Consider the following 19,488-nt stretch of genomic DNA (forward strand, 5'->3'; position numbering starts at 1 on the left):
TCCAAATGAAACTGTCGTCATTTGGATTTCTTCTGATACAGGTGAATCGCAGGGCTTTGAAGCGAAATCACCTGGCAAGCGGCCATCGTTTCGGGCGTATCTTGTTCCCAATAAATCAGCAAAAATTCAGCATGGGGTTTATATCGCCTATAACTGTCTAATACAGTGGGATAGGCTAATCCAGCATCTCGGATCTCCTCAAAGGTCATATAATCAGTGGGGATTATTTCAGGATCCTCAGACTGCCACGGAGCAGCCACAACGGCACCTTTCTCTTTGGCTGCCAGATATCGGCGCAGGGCCATACGGCCTAGGGCTTTTGCATTATCCTCCCAGCCCAAAAAGTCATACATTTTGAATAACACTCGCTCAGTATCCTCAGGGTTGAGGGTACTCAACACGGGTTTTATCTTTGGCTTTCTAGGGGAGTCTTGACCAAAACCTTTACCCATCTTTAATTCCCTCGCTGATCAAATGGGTATCTGTTTTTCTCGTGAGTTACGGTCTAACGCAGTCAATCAGGCATCTTTCAGTGATGTATGACAAGATGCCACAAACACGGTTTAACAAACGTAGTACTGCTGATTGGCTAGACCGTGACCTTAATCGTGCAAACAAAGCGCCGTTCCGGGAGGCAACTCATTTGCTTTTTTATACTGGTGACTGAACCTTGCTGAATGAACGGCAGCTCAGGGTTGATGGTCTAAGTGATGTAAGTTCGGTAAAAAGTATGAGTTATCAAACTGAATCATCTAGTTTTGTATTTCTGTAAACTTGCTTAACAAATTGAAACTATTCTAGGTGAGTAATTTTACCTAGTCAACCCTAATTGCAAACTTTCTATGTCTCGTCCCTCGCTTTCATTAACTCGTCCCTCGCTTGCATTAAAGGGAGGAGACACCCGATGCACACCTTACAAAAGCATGAAATCTATTCCTGGAAAGCATCTTAAGACTGGGATTTGGTAGTCCTAGTCCTGTAAGGATGCATTGTAGTGATGGACAAACATCCAGATTGCTCCAATATGATTCTCTAGCTTTTTCGAAAACGACAGTGTCTTTCGAACTAACCGAGACACTCGCTGGCGCATGGTGCAATTAAATCGTTCAATGTAGCAGGTTTGGCCTGTTTCCTTGCCCACAGCTTGATGTCGTTGTTTGGGGAAAACACAGCCGTAGGCATCCCAAAAATCCGTGTAGGCAACCGCACATTGACGATAGATTCCTGGCAAGGAATTCCATAGCTGACGAGCACCTTGCTTGGAGCGTGCCCCCACATAAACACCGACTATCTCACGCGTGATGACATCAAGAGCAAGCCATATCCACTGTTTATTGCTCTTATCGTTCACAAATGACCACATTTCATCACATTGAAGAGTTAATCGGCCTTTTTTTTGATGATATGTTCACAGTACGAGGCACTGCTTCATACTTACAGTTCACGTACTCTTGTAACCAGCTTTCAGAAACATCACAGACCCTGGCAATACCTGCCAGAGGTATCTTTTCAAGCAATAGCTTATCGATCAGGCCTTTAGTGGATGAATCAATTCGCTTTTGCTGAGGAGCTTCCACAAACTGACGACCACAGGTTTTACATTTGTGGTTTTGCTTGCCATTATGGATTCGACCGTTTTTGACAACGTTTTGAGAACGACAGTTAGGGCAGGTCAATGTCGACATTTGTGATGCTGGATTTTGGATGTTGGATATATCTATCCTTACATCTGGCGGACTACCTGGGATTTAATCCTCCTGGCATCGGCAGGGAAAAAACATCACTGCACAAAGATGAAAAAGAAAAGTCCACGAATTTCCCTCGATAGCCAAGATCTATCAACATAACCTCATGTTTTTCTAGCAGAGATGAAGGTATGCCAAGTCTGTGAAGAAAGATGTCCGCCGACAATAGCGTTATCGGTTTGCCATCTGCAGCAAGCTTTTGGAGTAGCGCTGATTGGCAATTGACGGGCATTTAAAGGGAAACTTTCTGGTCATATTCCAATCCATTACCTTGCCTAATATTCTTGGGTTCTAGGCGATCCTGATTTTGAGATTAGGTCGATTGAAAGCGTAGCTTGTAAAGATGTTTATACTTTGTCCTCAGCCTTTATCCCTAGAGGTAGGATTTAAGTAGCATAAATCTAAAGAAAACCTTAAATAATCATCAAAACACCAAATTTATACGCAATTAGCGTTTATGGTACTGTTCCGTGTTATCCCCTTCCCTGCTCCACGACCTATGGCAATTAATTGAAGAACTGCCCAGTCATCCGGTGATGCAATTGAATGATAGTCGCCTGATTTCTTGGCTGTTGGCCCGAGTAGAGCGTCGATTAATTCTTAAGGAAGAAGATATCAGCAACATTGAGAAATATCTCGGTTCCCATGTGCTGCTCATTCGAGAAATGACTGAATCTAGACGATATCACTGCTGTCCTCTGGCGATGTGACAAGTAAGGCTCTCTTAAACACCTTGGTCCTGAACTATCAGAGTCTTCCATCCATACAGCCCCCTTGTAAGAGAATAGTATTGTCGGTCCATATTCATTAACTTCAAATATAGGGTTCTAGACTATTGACCACAAAACTGCCTGAAGTGAGTTGAAAGCATTCACACCAGCAAACACTCGAGCTTTTTAAAGTCGTTCAGGCTCTGTTCACAACCCTACGGCATAGCAGGGAATCATTTTAGGCAAACGTTACTAAACTGTCCGCACACTCATAAAGCCGGGGACGATGACTGGGTAAGCCATCACCCCAACCACCTTTACCGATACCCACTGACCTATACGTCAAATCGATCGCTAATTCTGCATCAAATCAGAGCGAGTTCCTAGCCCTAAGCGGATCTATCTCTCATCCAGGGTTAACCATCAACAGACCTTGAAACTCATTGGGAGGAATTCTTGTATTGATATACAGAGAGGTATCCAAGCATGAGAACGGTAGAAGTTGTCTCTCACAATCCTGCCTGGAAAATGATATTTCAGACTGAAGCCTCGCTAGTCAAGGAAGCCCTGGGTGAAACTGTGATGGCTGTTCACCATATCGGCAGCACAGCTATTCCTGACATCCATGCAAAACCCATTATCGATCTGTTGGTTAAAGTGCAGTGCATGACCCAAGTTGATGCGCGCAGTTCATCCATGGAGCAGCTGGGCTACGAAGTCATGGGGGAATTTGGCATCTCAGGTCGTCGGTTTTTTTTCAAAAATAACCGAAACGATGTTCGAACCCACCATATCCATATCTTTAACCACAGCTCAGCCCAGGTGAAGCGCCATCTGGCATTTCGAGATTATATGATTGCCCACCCGACAGATGCGAAGCAATACAGCGACTTAAAACATCAGTTAGCTCACCAATATCCCACGAATATCGATGGCTATATGGACGGCAAAGATAGCTTTATTAAAGCCATAGACGTAAAGGCAGTTCAGTGGAACGCTTTACAAACCGTGCCGCAGTCAGAACCCTAATGCTTCCACACTTACGTGGATAAATGATGCAGGGCTGGTGGCTGGGAAAACAATTAGCAACTGCTTGAGATCGACTCAGAGCTTACTTGAAGGTAGCATCATGTTCAAGATCTATTATTCAGAAACGTTTTTCTTCACTGCTTCTTCTCAGAAGATCGATAGCTTAAGAAGCGTGGTTTCATCCCACTCCATAAAGATAACTGTTTACCCCAATGTCCCCAACCATTGGGGTTTTCTCCATTTAAGAACGAACACCTCTAAAGTTTTTATAGACGGTCAATAGCCAGTGATAGGCTTCTTCAAGTCCATCGGTAGTATCAACATCTATCCCTACTTTTTTCCACTCCTCTACTCGTTGAGGAGAAAGTAGATTTCTGAATTCATCCATTGATGGTATTTCAATAATTTTAGGAGCCTTCAGCCTATTCTTATTAGCATTTCCAGGCTCTTGACCTTTGCAATTCATGCCTTGGTTCAGATAACGCCATCACTCCCAGAATACCCAAAAGAAGATCTCTTTTTAATACTAGGTAAAGAGAACCGATTTTATCACTTTATCAAATATCAGAAATCACCTTAAGATCATCAGTATCTTCTATAGAGCGACTCACTTTCAGCCTCCTTTGCTATGCAATTTGACTGATAGAACCCTATACAAGCCTTATTAACAAAACATAAAGAAAATTGAAAGATTCGAATTTTTATAATCAAGTATACTCACCCATTTTGACATCAATAGGCCGATTGAGTGTGGCCCAAATTCGCGGCAAAAACCTTACATGTTCTGCGCAAAGCTAAGATTCAGCAGAGGGTCTCCATCCAGTCCTGCAGTTCTCTAGGCCCAAATCGCGAAGTGGTATACCAGCAGATTCCTCCCTCCATCTCCTTGGGCCAGCCTGGTTGTAATGACCGTCCAAGTGCCAAGACACAGCTCTCATTATTTCTGAGATCTTGCTTGAGAAGCATTAACAGTAGCACCATTCGGAAGCTCATCCACTAGAGTAGAGGTGGACGCCTTTGCTAATTGATTAGGGTAAGCTGTGGCTTACGAACCGCTGCATCATAAATATCGTCCCCAAGTCTTTGCAGATTTAGTGGGACAAGATGCGATCGCAACCACGTTAACCAATGCGATCGAGTTCGAGCGGATTGCCCCTGCCTATCTCTTTACCGGCCCTCGGGGGACAGGAAAAACCTCCAGTGCCCGCATCCTCGCCAAATCCCTCAACTGCCTCAATAGCCAGACACCAACCCAAACCCCCTGCGGGACCTGTTCTGTTTGCCAGGAAGTGGCCCTAGGCACTTCTCTTGATGTCATCGAAATTGATGCTGCCAGCAATACGGGCGTAGACAATATTCGCGACTTAATCGAACGGGCTCAATTTGCACCGGTTCAATGCCGATTTAAAATTTACTGCCTGGATGAAGTCCATATGCTCAGCACGGCAGCTTTTAATGCCTTGCTGAAAACATTAGAAGAGCCCCCAGATCGGGTGGTATTTATCCTCGCGACGACGGATCCCCAAAGAGTCTTACCCACCATTATTTCTCGCTGCCAACGGTTTGACTTTCGGCGCATTGCCCTAGATCCGATGATTCAGCACCTCACCCATATTGCTGAACAGGAATCGATTGCCATTACCCCGACGGCGGTAGAACTGATTGCCCAAGTCGCCCAAGGCGGGTTACGAGATGCAGAAAGTTTGCTCGATCAGCTCAGCTTACTGTCAGGGGAAATTGATAATACTCAGGTCTGGGATTTAGTCGGCTCCGTCCCAGAACAGGCGCTCTTAGCCTTACTACAAGCCATTATTGAGCAACAGCCAGCATTGATGGTTGAGCGCACCCATGCCTTGCTCGATCGCGGTCGAGAACCGTTAACGGTTCTTCAGAATTTAGCGGGCTTTTATCGAGATTTACTGATCGCCAAAACGGCCCCTACCCGCAGAGATTTAGTGGCCATCACGGCCCCGACTTGGACCGATTTGTGCCAGCTCGCTCAGCAGTTTGAGGTCGATGACATTCTGGCCAAGCAACAGCACCTACGCAATTGTGAAACTCAAATCAAGAATTCTACTCAGCCTCGCTTATGGCTGGAAGTCTCACTTCTGGGTCTGTTGCCAGGGGCCACTCAGTCTACGGATCCACAGCCGATCCTTATTCAGATCACATCCCAGCCCTTAGAAACTGCAACTCAGGCACCGGAGCCAGTATCAGCAGGACCTGCTCACCCCGTTCCCCCGTCGAAAGCCTCTGCCCCCACTCAACCATCTCCCGTTGTTGATACGCCCCAACCCGCTCCTCAAGGAAGTTTCCAGGCCCCTCCAGTCCCAGAGCCTCAAGTCATCCCCCAACCAGAAGCCCACTCTCCTGAAGCCGAGGACTTACCCAACCCTCTAGAAGACTTACCAGAGCCTTTAGAAGACTTACCTACACCTCTAGAAGAAACTCCCGACCCCCTGCCTAGTCTGCAGACAGACTCCATTCCACACCCAGCACTACCACAACCCGAACCGACGCCTGCTCCCCTCCCACCCCCTTCAGCCCCTCCTGCCCCTGTACAAGTTGATCTAACGGAGGTATGGCAGCAGCTTTTACAAAGCCTTAATTTGCCCAGTCGGGCTTTGCTAAAAGAACATGGCCAACTCCTCTATTGGCAGGGAAGAGAAGTCCGGATTGGGATTCGCAAAACCTTACTTAGACTGGCTCAAGGCAAAGTCCAAGAACTAGAAGAGACCTTCGAGAAGTGCTTTAATCGCAAAGTTAAAGTCACCTTAAAAGTCCTAACTGAAGAGCAAATGCGAGCCAAACCGGCCTCGCCATCCACGTCTTCTGCTCCACCGTCTGTCTCTGCCCCATCTCCCGTCTCCGCTCCACCGCCCAATATCGCTGCACCTCAGCCAATCGCAACTCCTCCTGCTCCCATTCAGAATGGTCATGCAGCCCCACAAACTGCTCCACAAAAACCCTCTGAAGCTCCACCAACCTGGCAAAGTGAGGATGAAACCACATCCGCAGCCAAGAGTTTTGCCCAATTTTTTAACGGCGCTTTTGTGGATATTGATCCGAAAGAACCTGAGCAAACAGAAGCGGCTAAATCTAAATAACCGATGCTAATCCGTTTGGGGGACCCATACAGAGACGGAGCCAGCCTTACAGGCAAATTCAGCCCAACCCTCGGCATTGGTCGTGATCGATTCAGAAATATGTTCTGTCACATCCCGATAGGTTTGGTGGGGGTGCCCCATTTCCATCCATTTGCAGCCCTGATCGCCATTGCTAAGGATGACGGCCATTCCCCCCGGATGCTCATCCGTGCCTAAGCGGGTCCAGCCCACACAGTTGGCATGATCAAAATAGTCGTACTGATCGCCATAGGCATAGGTCCGTCGAGCTCCCAGGAACTTATCGATTAACCATTGATGACTGTCCAACCAAATTTCATACTCATTACCATCACGGCCTTTGTCCTTGTAGTGAGCCCCATAATAGTCTGCATAGAAAATACAGGGATATCCATCTCGACGTAACAAAATCAAGGCATAGGCCAAGGGCTTAAACCAAGACTCCACCACAGACTCTAACGCCTGCAAGGGCTGAGAATCATGATTTTCAACCAGGGTGACGGCTAAGGCAGGCTGCTCTTTCACCAACGTGTCATCAAAAATTTGGCGGAGGTCAAAGTCACACCCTTTCGTACTCGCCACCGTAAAGTTGTAGTGTAACGGGGCATCAAACAGCATGACATCGCCCCCAGTTACCTTGACAAAGTGGTGCAGGGCTTCAATTTCATCAGACCAATATTCCCCTACTGCAAACAGGCGTTTCTGGGAGTGCTGCCGACAATGGTTCAGCCACTCAGGGAAAAAATCTGCTTTGACATGCTTGACGGCGTCAAAACGGAACCCATTCACTTGCGTGGTCTCCACGAACCACTTTCCCCAAGCTTTGAGGGCGTCCTGAACTTCGGGATGTTCCATGTCTAGGTCACATCCCATCAGATAATCATAGACTCCCTTTTCTAAGTCAACATTACTATCAAATTTTTTGTCCTTAAAGAGATAGACCGCCTGCTGGTCACCGTTATAGGCGTTGTAATCCACCGCATCAAAGTGCCACCAATGCCACTCTAGATCTGAATACTTGCCTTGACGGCCTGGGAACGTGAAATGGGTCCAGACTTTGACGGTTTGAGTGTCACCAATGGGCTGGTGACGATTATCAGGATTCATAGGGCGAGCCTGGGCTTCTTCTTCGGCGTCCGCGCCCATCTTGTGATTCAGCACTACATCAGCATAGACATGAATACCAACTGTTTGAGCGACCTTAATCGCCGATATATATTCATCTTTAGTGCCATATTTGGTGCGAATAGACCCTTTTTGGTCGAATTCACCCAAGTCATACATGTCATAAACACCATAGCCCACGTCATATCCTCCTGCTAGCCCCTTATAGGCAGGCGGTAGCCACACAGCGGTGATACCCACATTCGCTAGATCGGCAGCTTTTGTCTTCAGTTCACTCCACAAACTGCCATCAGCGGCGTTGTACCAATGAAAGAACTGCATCATTACGCCGTTGGGCTCAGACATACATGACCTCTACTTGGAAAGATAGGGATTTCAATTTTATTCGTTAGGGATAAATTGGTGGGATTTTTTGGATTAAGGCTATATAGATTCGCCATTAAAACATCCCTATCCAGGTATGGATGCCCCACTAATTGGCCTGTGATCAATTGAGCAAATTCTCGTCAAAACTTGATGCAATATATCTTGAACCAAGGCCGATTCGTTGTGTTCTATTGACGATAAGCAATATATTTTAAACCCGTTTGCAAAGGATTACCGTTCTCAAGAATCGTGATTTCAGCGGTATTATCATTAATCCATCTCACAGTGCTTCGGGTGGTCGGCAAGGTGGAAGATTGCTCCAGCAAAATGCCATCGGCGTACTCCCAGGTACCGGAATATTCTTGTGAAAAGCCATTGGTAAAGGTGATGCGGTTGCGCCAAGTCCCATCCTGTTTATAGTGGGTGATGCCTGTAAAAGGTGGCACAACATTCAGTAATTCAGCTTTCCAGGTACCCACAACAGCAGAAGAAGTTTGCTTAGACCGATCTGAGGCCGATGGAGTGGTGGGTTCAGGCTCATCATCCAGCCTAGGGCTAGCTCCGCCGACGGGGATTGGCGCATTGGGCTGTCCGGGCCGAAATAACAACAAACCGCCGATGCCGACTAGTGCGATCGCACCTACAAATCCCTTCCATCCTCGAAGAAAAGTCGGCACGCTCATGGATCCCTGACTGTGAGGCTGCTGAATGGTGGGTGTTTGAGAACGAGAGGCCATCTGCGTAGGAGAAACTGTAGCGGAATCCCTCTGCAGAGCAGCTAACATCTCCTGAGCTGAAGAGAAGCGCTCTCGCGGATGATAACGCGTGGCTTGGTCGAGGACGTCTGCTAAAACACCGTCAATCCCAGGGACATGCTGACGCCATAGCAGCTCTCCAGTACAAGGATCGCTACCCAAGTGTGTGGGCAATCTCCCCGTCAACAGAACCATCATCGACAACCCAAGGCTATATAAATCACTGGAAAAGACGGGTCGCCCTGCCGCTTGTTCAGCTGGCATATAGCCCGGGGTGCCAATTACAATCGAGGTCGTGGTTTGTCCCTGGGAGTTGATCTGAGTCCCCATCACTTCTTTAACCGCCCCAAAGTCAATCAAGACAGGCTTGCCATCCCGATGTCGCCAGATGATATTATCGGGCTTTAGATCTCGATGAATGATGCCTTGGCTATGGATGTATTCCAGCACTGGCAGGGTCTGCTGTAAAACATCCATAATCACACTGGCATTCACGGGTTGCTGCCATTGGGCTAACGTGTGGCCATTCACCCATTCTTGAGTGAGGTAAAAGTACCCGCCATCTTGGAAATAGCTATAGAGTTCAGGGATTTGGGGATTTTCATCACCTAGTTTTTCTAAGCAAGCAGCTTCTTGGCGGAATCGGTCTTGAACGATTTGATAAACCTGAGGATCTTGGGTGACGGGTTTGAGTTGTTTAATCACGCAGCGTCGGCGAGAAGGACGATGGGTATCTTCTGCCAAATAGGTAATGCCAAACCCTCCCTCTTCCAATGGCTTAATGATTTGGTATTGATCTTTAATCAACGTCATATCCATAACTTCACCTTGGACAGTGACAGAAAGCTGTTGATCGTGGGTATAGCGTCATACCCTACTCCCAGATATTAGCAAAGCTCAAAAAGCCAGATCATGGCGAACAAAGCATCAAAAAACCACCAAAAGTTGATGCTTTTGGTGGTTAGTAAGGTTAGGTTATTGATTGAAGCTAACGGACGGTCCCTTCTAGCTGCTCTGTAGGAATGGGCTTCATTAGATATAAGCGCAAGAAGTTGAAGCCATTGGAAAGGAAGATAGGTAGCTTCCGGATCGTTTTGATGAACTCAGGTTGTTCAGCTGCATCAATGGCCCGTAGCTTCACGCAATTGTCCACGCACTCTTCCAAATGGCCGTAGAAGCTAGGATGCTCGACATTCAAGACCAACGGAAAGACACGACCCGCACTGTCATTGGTTTTCTTAATCACGTGCTTGTCATACTCACGGGCATCTAGGCCAATGGTGGCGTAGAAACCAGAGCGCTGCAAGTCATTGAGATACATGGTGACGAAGACAGACAGCAAGAAGAATCGTGCCCAGAGTCTGGCTTTCCAATCGTTGAGCAGTTGAGGCTGAGACCGCATCAAGGCATCAAAGAAATCACCATGACGGTTCTCGTCTTGGCACCAATTCTCGAAAAATTCGAAAATAGGATAGACACAATCGTCTGGATTCGCAGCCAAGTGACGATAGATGGTGATATAGCGCCAGTAACCAATCTTTTCAGAGAGGTAGGTAGCATAAAAGATAAATTTAGGCTTGAAGAAGGTATAGCTACGGCTCTTGGTCAAAAAGCCCAAGTCCAAGGACAGTTTGAAGTCCGTCATGGCTTTGTTAAGGAAGCCAGCGTGACGAGCTTCATCCCGAGACATTAGGTTAAACCCTTCAGCCAACAGCGGGTTAATGGTCTTGAGACGACGACCTAATTCTTTGTAGAGGAGGAAGCCAGAAAACTCTGCAGTACAAGACCGCTCTAGAAACTCGATGAACAAGCGCCGAGTTTCACCATCAATGTGATCCCAAGACTTGTCGAAGCGCTCATCACGGACAAAGTGCTTTTGATTATAGTCAGCCTTGAACTCGGCAATGATGGCTCGAATCTCATCTTCATTGACGCTGAGATCCATCTTGGCCATCTCGTCAAAATCAGTGGTGTAGAAACGAGGGGTAAGAACCGTTTCTTTGGCGGGAACTTTAATCCCGTCACGCAGTTCTTGGGGTTCTGGCTTTTTGAGGGTATCTACCATGGGTGCCTCAATGACTATAATTTGAACAAATTTATCCCACAACAGAAGGGGGGAAACCCTTTGAGCAACAAAGCTGCAATTGTTAAGAAACCACTATCGTAGCAGTTATTACTTTCAACTTAAATGCTAGCTCTGTAAGCAATATTACCTGAATGCCCGGTTGATGCAGGGCGCTAAGTCACCAAGCGTTACATTTCGCAAAGAGACTCGTTACATTTTGAAAAATATTATGAAGGACTGCTCCGAGTGTTGAACTACCTGCTGCAAGAGGGGCTGTAATGGCTGCGTATGATTGGATCGAGTCAGCGTTAGCCACAGTTCACAAAGCGAATTGGTATCGCTCGGTCAAAACCATGAGCAGCCCAGGTCCAACGGCTGTACTCAATGGACAAACAGTGATCAATTTTGCCAGTAATGATTATCTCGGTTTAGCCGGGGATTCAAGGCTAGCTGAAGCTGCGATTGCAGCTATCAATACCTATGGAACCGGCAGTACAGGGTCGCGGTTGCTCAGCGGTCATCGAATGATTCATGAGCAGTTGGAGCGTGCGATCGCAACCTGGAAACAGACGGAAACGGCTATTGTCTACAGCTCTGGCTATCTCGCCAATATCGGTACGATTACGGCCCTCGTCAATAAACGGGATTTAATTCTGGCGGATGCCTACAACCATGCCAGCCTTAAGAATGGGGCGCGGTTGAGTGGAGCCACCATCCATGAATTTGGTCATGCAAATGTCACAGAACTACAAACCCTACTAGAAACTCATCGTTCTCACCATCGCCGTTGCCTTTTGGTCACCGATAGCGTCTTTAGTATGGATGGTGATCTATGCCCGCTGCCAGAACTGATTGCCCTGGCTGAACAGTATGACTGCATGCTTTTGATTGACGAAGCTCACGGGACTGGGGTTTTAGGAAAAACGGGAGCAGGCTGTGTGGAACATTTTGGCTGTCGCGATGCGGAGCTGATTCAAATGGGGACGCTCAGTAAAGCTCTCGGCAGTTTAGGGGGCTATGTGGCGGGTTCCGCTAGTTTGATTGATTATCTCCGCAATCGATCTTCAAGCTGGATTTATACGACGGGACTATCTCCTGCGGATACGGCGGCGGCGCTAGCGGCAGTGGAAATTATTCGGGAGGGAAGTGAGTTGCGATCTCAACTTTGGCAACGGGTCACTCAACTCAAGCAAGCCTTAACCACCCACCTGGCCCCTGAAGACGAACATCAAACCATGCAGCTCTTACCCTCAGAGTCACCGATTCTCTGTGTGCAAATGCCTACACCTGCAGCCGTTTTGACGGCCAGCCAGCAACTTCTTGACCAAGGAATTTTTGCCCCAGCCATCCGCCCACCCACTGTTCCTACTAGCCGAATTCGGATTTCGATAATGGCCACTCATCAAGCTGTACAAATTGATCAGCTTATTGTTGCCTTAAGCGAGGTAGCTCAGGGCAGTTGAGAACTTTCATACGCAGGCTTACTGATATTTTGAGTGAGATAATTTGCGTATTCTGCTTACAATTCATGATCACTAGGATCTGCCTCAGGACGCTTGGCGAGTTTTTTGACAAATTTCATCTCTCCTTCGAAATCACCATCTGACTCAACGCCAACGGGAATCCAATTAAGATGTAGATAGAAACCATAGGCTCTGAAACTTTGGTTATTACCTGTGACTAACCAAATCTCTTCAATCTCCTTTGACCAAAACCAAGTTTCAGTAACCTGCATTAGAGCACGTCCTGCTCCCCGCCCTTCAAAAGCCGGGAGGACAAAAATGCCAAATATTGTTTTTTCTGTAGCACTGGCAATGGAGAAGCCAATCGCTTGATCATCAATCTCAGCGATCCATGCACGACAGTCCGTCTCTAACATTTTGGTAACGGACTTTGACGTAATGCCCAGTTCAGCAATCTCTTCTCGGGATTGATAATTTTCGACAACGCTAGTTCGAATCTCAAACAGCGTCTCGACATCCTGCGGTTGAGCAATGCGGATATTCATGTTGTCTTTCCAGGCTCTTACTTTCTAGTGCCGAAATCTACTTATCCAAATGGACCGCTCAACTAAACAACTTGGCTCTTTGCTCAGTACAGGACAATTCTATGCCCTGGCATCACCCATATGGTCTGAGATCACAACCAAGTAACCATCCGGATCGCGGAACCAAATTTCGTGCTGTTGGGCATTGGGGTTGATATGGGGTTCGGTGACAATTTCTGGGCTGAGGGCTCGAACCTTAACAACACTGGCGTCAAAATCATCCGTGCGAAACCATAAAATCATCCCATTCCCAGACGGTATCTCAGGATTCCACATCCCAGGATGCTCATGCACATCCTGGCGATGCAGTTGCAGCAGCAATTTCCCGTCAACCGTCAGCATTTCATATTCATCGCCCCCATGAGCGCTTTCACAACCCAAGAGGTTTTGATAAAACTGGCTACTTGCGACAACATCGTTAACGGTAATGAGTGGCTCTATTTTCATGGCTATTAACCTTCCTGCAGGCGAGCCAGTAAGGGGGCAGCACCTAGTAGCGTTTGAGTATAGGGATGTTGAGGATTGGTAAAGATCTCTTCTGTGGGACCGATTTCGACGATTTTGCCCTTATTCATAACGGCGATGCGATCGCAAAAGAATCTCGCCACCCACAAATCATGGGTAATAAATAGGTACGTTAGGTTGAAATCATCTTTCAAAGACTGCATTAAATCCAGTACCTGGGTTTGAATACTGGCATCCAGCATACTCACGGGTTCATCACAGATCACAAGTTTGGGCTGGGTAATCAGTGCCCGTGCGATCGCAACTCGCTGCTGCTGTCCCCCCGAAATATCGCTAGGAAACCGCTGGGCATAATCCGTGGTAGGCGTTAACCCCACACGCTCCAGCATGGCATGCATCTGTGATTGGGCTTCTGCAGGGGTTGCCAACTCATGAATCAGCAGCGGTTCGGCCACACTCTGGCCAATCTTCATCCGGGGATTCAGACAGGCTCGTGGATCTTGGAAGATCATTTGAATTTGACGGCGACATTGCCGCAGTTCACGTCCTTCTAGAGACGTTAGCTCCAGCTTGTCAAACTGAACGCTACCCGCTGTAGGTCGGACCAACTGCAAAATGCTGCGAGATAAAGTGCTTTTGCCACAGCCCGACTCTCCCACGAGGCCCAAGGTTTCACCCGCATGGATATTTAAGGTAATGCCGTCTACGGCTTTGATGGCATCCGCAGGCTTGGAAAGGAGGCGGGCAATAAAGTTCGTTTCCAAGGAGTAATGTTGCTGGACGTCTTGGAGTTGCAGCAGCACATTGTCTGATGGCGGAGGGGCATCCTCTGGCGAGGCTTCCGTCGCACTGGTTTGTAGATGGAGGGCCGCCTGCAGCAAAGACTGGGTGTAAGCATGTTGGGGGTTGGTGAGAATGTCTTTGGCTGGCCCTAGCTCGACCATTTTGCCCTGGTACATAACGGCAACGCGATCGCAATATTCACTCACCAACGCCAAGTCGTGGGAAATCAGCAACAGCCCCATCTGGCGCTCTTCACAAAGACGGGTCATCTCCTTGAGAATTTGGGCTGCCACCGTCACATCCAAACTGGTGGTGGGTTCATCGGCAATCAGCATTTTTGGGTCAAGGAGGAGCGCTAGAGCAATCGCCACCCGCTGGCGCATCCCTCCACTAAATTCATGGGGATACTGGGTCCACCGTTCTGCCGGGATATTGACGGCGTTTAGGGTGTCTAAGACTTTGGTTTTGGCGTCTTCCGCAGACAGTTGAGGGCGATGAACCTTGAGGGTCTCCAGACAATGCTTTTTCACCGTCAGCAACGGATTTAAGCGAGTCATGGGGTCTTGGAAAACCAGGGCAATTTCTTCCCCTCGAAATCGCTGTAGATCTTTCCCAGTCAGCTTTAAAACCGAGCGACCTGCAAAGTTAATCTCGCCTTCTAATTGAGTGCCAGGGGGCAGTAACTGCATCAACCCCCGCCCTATGGTGGACTTACCGCAACCCGACTCTCCCACTAATCCCAGCCGTTCTCCGGCTCCCAGGGCAAAGGAGACCTGATTGACGGCCCAACTCTGAGCCTCGGTTCCCCGCTGCTGGGCATAGGCAATCTTCAGATCTTTAACATGCAGCAAGCCTGCGGAAGAACTCATATCCTGTGGGCGAATAATGTGTACGTTAAGGCTATTTACGTTGGCAGAGACTCTAAAATCACCAGTATAGCCATCAAGCCCCAACCGGGTCTGATTTTTGCACGCAGGGTCAAATACTGTCTATGATGAAAGTATATTGAAAAGTTTTGTGAAGTCCTTTGTTAGCAAACGCTGATACCAACAATCAAGCTCCCCTGATCTCCACCTGGCATCATTTAGATGTCTTATGGCAAGCCGATCAAACCCGAATTCAACCTGGCCTTCCTTACTATCAACTTTCTCCCACTTGGCAAATGTTGATTTTGGGAGACGGCTCTCCGACCCGCCATTTACAGCTGCTCACGGGTGAGCCGACGGAAGTAGATGTGATTGATATGTCCTTTGTCGGGTCTGAGCAAGATAATGCCCCCGATTTAATAAAGGCTGTCCCCGGTCCTCGACTACGTCGCCAAGTCTGGCTGCGAACGACGTCTGGTCAGCGCCTCGCCTATGCCACTTCTTGGTGGGAAGCCAGCCATGTGGATGAGTATTTACAAAACCGATCTTTACCCATTTGGGCCAGCTTGTCCCAGTCGCGGACTGAATTGTTTAGGGATATCCGTCAAGTTTTCTGTGGTCAGTCTGAAGCGTTATCCAAGGCCTTTGATCATCCCGGACCCTTTTGGGGCCGTTACTATCTGTTTTGGCATGATGGTCAGCCTCTGACCTTGATTTACGAGGTCTTTTCTCCCCATCTCAATCAGTATCTAGGACCGGTCTCTAGCAATCTCCAGCCTACTCAGATTTCATAGATAAGTCTCGGCCGTATTAGCAAGACTCTATCCATCAAAACATCAGTTTGTTTAGCTGAGATCTGCAATTATCACCCCAAGCATGGAATATGCGCTTAAATGGGTGAGAATTCTTTATATCGCTTCAGCATTCGTGACCGATGCGCCCTCTAAACCTAGCCGTTCTCTAGCCAGAATCGCTACGATTGTTGCGATCACAACCTTGATCAGCAAGGTCACTGGAGCCGCTCGCCAGATGGCCACCGCCGCCGTCTTTGGGGTTGGTCCCGCCGTTGGCGCTTACGGCTTTGCCTATGCTATTCCCAGCTTTTTCTTAATTCTGCTCGGCGGGATTAATGGTCCATTTCACAGTGCCATCGTCGGTGTGCTCGCCAAAAAAGAGCGCCGCGACGTCAAACCCGTCATCGAAACCATCACCACTTTGCTGGTCGGACTACTGCTGCTGGTGACCATCGGCTTAATTGTCTTTGCTGAACCCATTTTGCGGTTCACGGCCAGTGGCTTGTTTATCTCCCCCGAAGAAGCCCTGCGTCAAGGCATCGATCCAGCCACCTATGCCGTTACCCAGCAGACTCGACTCATTGCCATTACCCAGTTCAAAATCATGGCACCCATCGCCCTATTCTCGGGTCTGATTGGCATTGGTTTTGGAGCCTTAAACGCAGCTGATATTTACTGGATGCCCTCCATCAGTCCGATTTTTTCTAGCGTGGCAGTGATGATTGGCCTGGGGCTGTTCGCACTGCATCTGGGACCAGCAGCCTCCTTATCAGCCAATGCCCTGCTAGGGGGACAAGTCCTCGCCTGGGCAACCTTGGCGGGTGCAGTGGCTCAATGGTTGATTCAATTGCCCGTCCAGTGGCAAGCAGGCTTGGGAACCTTAAAGCCTCACTGGCAATGGCAGCATCCCGATGTCCGAGCCGTTTTAAAAGTCTTGGGGCCTGCCACCTTTGCCTCTGGGATGCTGCAGATTAATGTTCAAATCGATATCTTCTTTTCTTCCCTAATTCCTAACGCCACTGCTGCTGTCTCTGCCTGGAGCTACGCTAATTTTCTGGTAATGGCTCCTCTAGGTATTCTCTCAAACACCATTTTGGTCCCTTTCTTTCCCGTGTTTTCTCACCTGGCAACATCTGGCCAATGGGACGACCTCAAAAGTCGTATTCGTCAGGGCATCGTGATGACAGCAGTAGCAATGCTGCCTTTGGGGGCTTTGATGATTGCTCTAGCCTTGCCCATTGTCCGCCTCGTTTATGAGCGATCCGCCTTTAATGCAGAGGCATCACAACTGACTGCCAGTATTCTCATTGCCTACGGGATGGGAATGTTCGTGTACTTGGCCAGAGACTTACTCGTTCGAGTGTTCTATGCTCTGGGCGATGGCACTACTCCGTTTCGGATCAGCTTGGTCAGCATTTTGTTTATTATTCTGTTTGACTTCCTATTTGTTAAGCCCTTTGGTGCACCGGGCCTCGTACTAGCCACAATTGGGGTGAATATATTCTTAATGGTGGTTATGTTGTGGTTCTTAAGCAAGCGCTTACGGGGATTAAAGCTGCACTCTTGGATACAGCCGTTGATGGGGCTTACAGGTGCTAGTGCTCTTTCTGGACTGGTAGCATGGGGGCTTTGGACCGGAACAGATACGGTATGGGGTAGCCAAGGTTTTCTCCTACTACTGATCAACTTAGGTATCGCAGCTCTGGGCGGTTTTATGGTCTATGGGCTTGCAGCCAAGCAGCTCGGTATTCCAGAAGTACAAGTCTGCTTAACTCGCATGAGAGCCAAAATTCCCTTCCTGTAAAGCTGGACAATGGATCGATCCTGAGTCTTCTCCAAAGTGTTCTGAGCTAGCCCAGCATTGAGGAATTTGAAAACTAGCTGAAGGGGCAACCGAATCTACGTTCAGATTGCCACCCTTGAAATATTCTTTGTTCCTTAAAGACCAGAATATGCGCTTAAATAGGTGAGGATTCTTTACGTTACTTAAAATTTGTGACCGACTCAGCTCCCAAACGCCGTCGCTCCCTAGCGAGTATTGCCACCATTGTTGCGATCGCAACCCTGATTAGCAAGGTCGCGGGCCTCGTTCGCCAGCAAGCGATTGCAGCCGAATTTGGGGTCGGTCCCGAAGTGGATGCCTATAACTTTGCCTACGTGATTCCGAGCTTTCTATTTATTCTGCTCGGGGGAGTCAACGGCCCCTTTCACAGTTCCGTCGTCAGTGTCCTAGCCAAGCATCCCAAGAAGGACGCTGCAGCCTTAATTGAAACCGTCAATACTCTAGTGGGAATTTTGCTGCTGCTGCTGACTGCAGGATTGATACTAACGGCGGATCCACTGATTACCATGCTCGCACCAGGGGTCTCCACTGGCGTTCACACGATGGCAGTGGAGCAGCTCAGAATTATGGCCCCCCTCGCCTTCTTATCAGGGCTGATTGGCATTGGCTTCGGCACTCTTGTCGCCTCTGACCAATATTGGCTGCCATCCATTAGTCCTCTACTATCCAGCGTCACTGTCATTATCGGTGTACTGTTCCTCACGGATCGGGTGGGAGCTTCCGTCATGGCTTGGGGAACACTAGCGGGTGGATTACTGCAATGGCTCGCCCAAATCCCAGCTCAATGGGGATCTGGTATGGGCACCTTAAGACTCCGATTCGATTTCAACCGTCCCGGTGTCAAAGAGATCGGCAAACTGATGGCACCGGCCACTCTGTCTTCTGGGATGCTGCTGATTAGTGTTGCCATTAGCTTATTTTTTGCGTCGCAACTCCCAGAAGGGTCGGCCTCTGCCCTCACCTATGCTCAGCTCCTCTTTCTAACCCCTCTGGGCATCCTCTCCAACGTCATTCTGGTTCCCTACATGCCGATTTTTTCCCAATTGGCAGCCCCAGAAAGTTGGACTGACCTCAAAGACCGCATCCGCCAAAGCCTCGTCTTAACTGCCATGAGCATGATGCCGACAGGGGCGCTGATGTCTGTTTTAGCACTGCCTGCCGTGCAAATTGTTTATCAACGGGGAGCCTTTGACAATTCAGCCTCCCAACTCGTAGCCTCTCTCTTAGTGGTGTATGCCTTTGGTATGTTCTTTTACCTGGGCCGAGATATTTTTGTCCGAGTGTTCTACGCCCTGGGCGATGGCAACGTTCCTCTCCTGATTAGTTTATTGGGCTTATTCTTTAACGCCATCTTTTGTTTTTTCTTTACCAAAACCTTTGGTGCACCAGGGTTAGCCATGGCGACGGTCGGGGTGCAAGTCTTTTCCATGGTCGCTCTCGTCTGGATTCTAAATAAACGGCTGCATGGATTACCATGGGTTGCGACAGGAGGTCCCATTCTGGCCTTGGCCATCAGTAGCCTGCTCTGTGGATTCACGGCCTGGGTGACCTTATATGGATGTCAGATGCTCCTGGGTACAGAGGGTATCATCAGACAACTTGTGACCCTTGGTGTCTCCGCAGGTGCAGGGTTATTGGTCTTTGCCGGACTTGTGATTCAACTCAAGTTACCGGAGATGGATTTCTTTGTGGATCGGTTGCGCCAAAAACTGCCCTTTCTACCCCGTAAGTCTTAGTAGCAACCTCTTATCTCGCTAGACGCAGGATGGC

The 19,488-nt window shown here is 48.4% G+C and carries 16 protein-coding genes; 7 read left to right on the forward strand and 9 right to left on the reverse strand.

The window, feature by feature from the left end:
* Positions 1-17: 17 nt before the first annotated feature.
* Both AM1_RS10260 and AM1_RS39765 read right to left on the reverse strand, forming a co-directional pair.
* Positions 18-452, reverse strand: a complete 435-nt coding sequence (locus AM1_RS10260) for a hypothetical protein (protein WP_012162770.1) — start codon at positions 450-452, stop codon at positions 18-20.
* A 518-nt stretch (positions 453-970) separates the two neighbouring features.
* Positions 971-1,676 (reverse strand): IS1 family transposase gene (locus tag AM1_RS39765; protein ID WP_202947661.1). Its coding sequence is split into 2 segments (ribosomal slippage): positions 971-1,397 and positions 1,396-1,676, totalling 708 coding nucleotides; the frame shifts between segments, so codons are not numbered across the junction.
* A 539-nt stretch (positions 1,677-2,215) separates the two neighbouring features.
* On the opposite strand from AM1_RS39765, the gene AM1_RS10275 reads away from it, so the two are divergent.
* Positions 2,216-2,455 carry a hypothetical protein gene (locus AM1_RS10275; RefSeq protein ID WP_012162772.1) on the forward strand — a complete coding sequence of 80 codons (240 nt, stop codon included), beginning with the start codon at positions 2,216-2,218 and terminating at the stop codon, positions 2,453-2,455.
* 486 nt (positions 2,456-2,941) lie between these two features.
* Entirely contained in the window at positions 2,942-3,484 is a 543-nt protein-coding gene (locus AM1_RS10280; RefSeq protein ID WP_012162773.1) for a GrpB family protein, read from the forward strand.
* 241 nt (positions 3,485-3,725) lie between these two features.
* Here AM1_RS10280 and AM1_RS10285 read toward each other — a convergent pair whose 3' ends face one another.
* On the reverse strand, positions 3,726-3,950 hold the full coding sequence (locus tag AM1_RS10285) for a hypothetical protein (RefSeq protein ID WP_041659613.1): 225 nt from the start codon (positions 3,948-3,950) through the stop codon (positions 3,726-3,728).
* A 574-nt stretch (positions 3,951-4,524) separates the two neighbouring features.
* On the opposite strand from AM1_RS10285, the gene AM1_RS10290 reads away from it, so the two are divergent.
* Positions 4,525-6,591, forward strand: a complete 2,067-nt coding sequence (locus tag AM1_RS10290) for a DNA polymerase III subunit gamma/tau (protein WP_012162776.1) — start codon at positions 4,525-4,527, stop codon at positions 6,589-6,591.
* A 6-nt stretch (positions 6,592-6,597) separates the two neighbouring features.
* Here AM1_RS10290 and AM1_RS10295 read toward each other — a convergent pair whose 3' ends face one another.
* The 3 genes from AM1_RS10295 to acsF form a co-directional block, all read right to left on the reverse strand.
* Positions 6,598-8,079, reverse strand: a complete 1,482-nt coding sequence (locus AM1_RS10295; RefSeq protein ID WP_012162777.1) for an alpha-amylase — start codon at positions 8,077-8,079, stop codon at positions 6,598-6,600.
* 209 nt (positions 8,080-8,288) lie between these two features.
* On the reverse strand, positions 8,289-9,668 hold the full coding sequence (locus AM1_RS10300) for a serine/threonine-protein kinase (protein WP_238549220.1): 1,380 nt from the start codon (positions 9,666-9,668) through the stop codon (positions 8,289-8,291).
* Positions 9,669-9,843: 175 nt separating this feature from the next.
* Positions 9,844-10,920, reverse strand: a complete 1,077-nt coding sequence (acsF, locus tag AM1_RS10305; protein ID WP_012162779.1) for a magnesium-protoporphyrin IX monomethyl ester (oxidative) cyclase — start codon at positions 10,918-10,920, stop codon at positions 9,844-9,846.
* A 278-nt stretch (positions 10,921-11,198) separates the two neighbouring features.
* On the opposite strand from acsF, the gene bioF reads away from it, so the two are divergent.
* Positions 11,199-12,383, forward strand: a complete 1,185-nt coding sequence (gene bioF, locus AM1_RS10310) for an 8-amino-7-oxononanoate synthase (protein ID WP_012162780.1) — start codon at positions 11,199-11,201, stop codon at positions 12,381-12,383.
* Between the two features lie 56 nt (positions 12,384-12,439).
* On the opposite strand, the gene AM1_RS10315 is transcribed toward bioF, so the two are convergent.
* From AM1_RS10315 to AM1_RS10325, 3 genes are all read right to left on the reverse strand, one after another.
* The gene (locus tag AM1_RS10315) at positions 12,440-12,928 is read right to left on the reverse strand and encodes a GNAT family N-acetyltransferase (RefSeq protein WP_012162781.1); all 489 of its coding nucleotides are present in this window, start codon (positions 12,926-12,928) and stop codon (positions 12,440-12,442) included.
* Between the two features lie 99 nt (positions 12,929-13,027).
* Positions 13,028-13,414, reverse strand: a complete 387-nt coding sequence (locus AM1_RS10320; RefSeq protein ID WP_012162782.1) for a VOC family protein — start codon at positions 13,412-13,414, stop codon at positions 13,028-13,030.
* 5 nt (positions 13,415-13,419) lie between these two features.
* Positions 13,420-15,084 (reverse strand): dipeptide ABC transporter ATP-binding protein, encoded by a 1,665-nt coding sequence (locus AM1_RS10325; protein ID WP_012162783.1) that lies wholly within the window; start codon positions 15,082-15,084, stop codon positions 13,420-13,422.
* 158 nt (positions 15,085-15,242) lie between these two features.
* Between AM1_RS10325 and AM1_RS10330 the strand changes: the two genes are divergently transcribed.
* The 3 genes from AM1_RS10330 (at position 15,243) to murJ (AM1_RS10340) (ending at position 19,454) form a co-directional block, all read left to right on the forward strand.
* Positions 15,243-15,875, forward strand: a complete 633-nt coding sequence (locus AM1_RS10330; protein ID WP_012162784.1) for a chorismate lyase — start codon at positions 15,243-15,245, stop codon at positions 15,873-15,875.
* Between the two features lie 82 nt (positions 15,876-15,957).
* Positions 15,958-17,679, forward strand: coding sequence for a murein biosynthesis integral membrane protein MurJ (gene murJ / locus AM1_RS10335; RefSeq protein WP_148215710.1), 1,722 nt, complete (start codon positions 15,958-15,960; stop codon positions 17,677-17,679).
* 191 nt (positions 17,680-17,870) lie between these two features.
* The gene (murJ, locus tag AM1_RS10340) at positions 17,871-19,454 is read left to right on the forward strand and encodes a murein biosynthesis integral membrane protein MurJ (protein ID WP_012162786.1); all 1,584 of its coding nucleotides are present in this window, start codon (positions 17,871-17,873) and stop codon (positions 19,452-19,454) included.
* Positions 19,455-19,488: the final 34 nt, after the last annotated feature.

The organism is Acaryochloris marina MBIC11017 (assembly GCF_000018105.1).
Lineage (GTDB): Bacteria > Cyanobacteriota > Cyanobacteriia > Thermosynechococcales > Thermosynechococcaceae > Acaryochloris > Acaryochloris marina.

Bases quoted from the DNA above. Each gene is read 5' to 3' on its own strand.
- murJ (WP_148215710.1), top strand. From the start codon at position 15,958: ATGGAATATGCGCTTAAATGGGTGAGAATTCTTTATATCGCTTCAGCA.
- AM1_RS10260 (WP_012162770.1), bottom strand. From the start codon at position 452: ATGGGTAAAGGTTTTGGTCAAGACTCCCCTAGAAAGCCAAAGATAAAA.
- AM1_RS10280 (WP_012162773.1), top strand. From the start codon at position 2,942: ATGAGAACGGTAGAAGTTGTCTCTCACAATCCTGCCTGGAAAATGATA.
- AM1_RS10285 (WP_041659613.1), bottom strand. From the start codon at position 3,950: ATGAATTGCAAAGGTCAAGAGCCTGGAAATGCTAATAAGAATAGGCTG.
- acsF (WP_012162779.1), bottom strand. From the start codon at position 10,920: ATGGTAGATACCCTCAAAAAGCCAGAACCCCAAGAACTGCGTGACGGG.
- AM1_RS10320 (WP_012162782.1), bottom strand. From the start codon at position 13,414: ATGAAAATAGAGCCACTCATTACCGTTAACGATGTTGTCGCAAGTAGC.
- AM1_RS10295 (WP_012162777.1), bottom strand. From the start codon at position 8,079: ATGTCTGAGCCCAACGGCGTAATGATGCAGTTCTTTCATTGGTACAAC.
- AM1_RS10315 (WP_012162781.1), bottom strand. From the start codon at position 12,928: ATGAATATCCGCATTGCTCAACCGCAGGATGTCGAGACGCTGTTTGAG.
- AM1_RS10300 (WP_238549220.1), bottom strand. From the start codon at position 9,668: ATGACGTTGATTAAAGATCAATACCAAATCATTAAGCCATTGGAAGAG.
- bioF (WP_012162780.1), top strand. From the start codon at position 11,199: ATGGCTGCGTATGATTGGATCGAGTCAGCGTTAGCCACAGTTCACAAA.
- AM1_RS10325 (WP_012162783.1), bottom strand. From the start codon at position 15,084: ATGAGTTCTTCCGCAGGCTTGCTGCATGTTAAAGATCTGAAGATTGCC.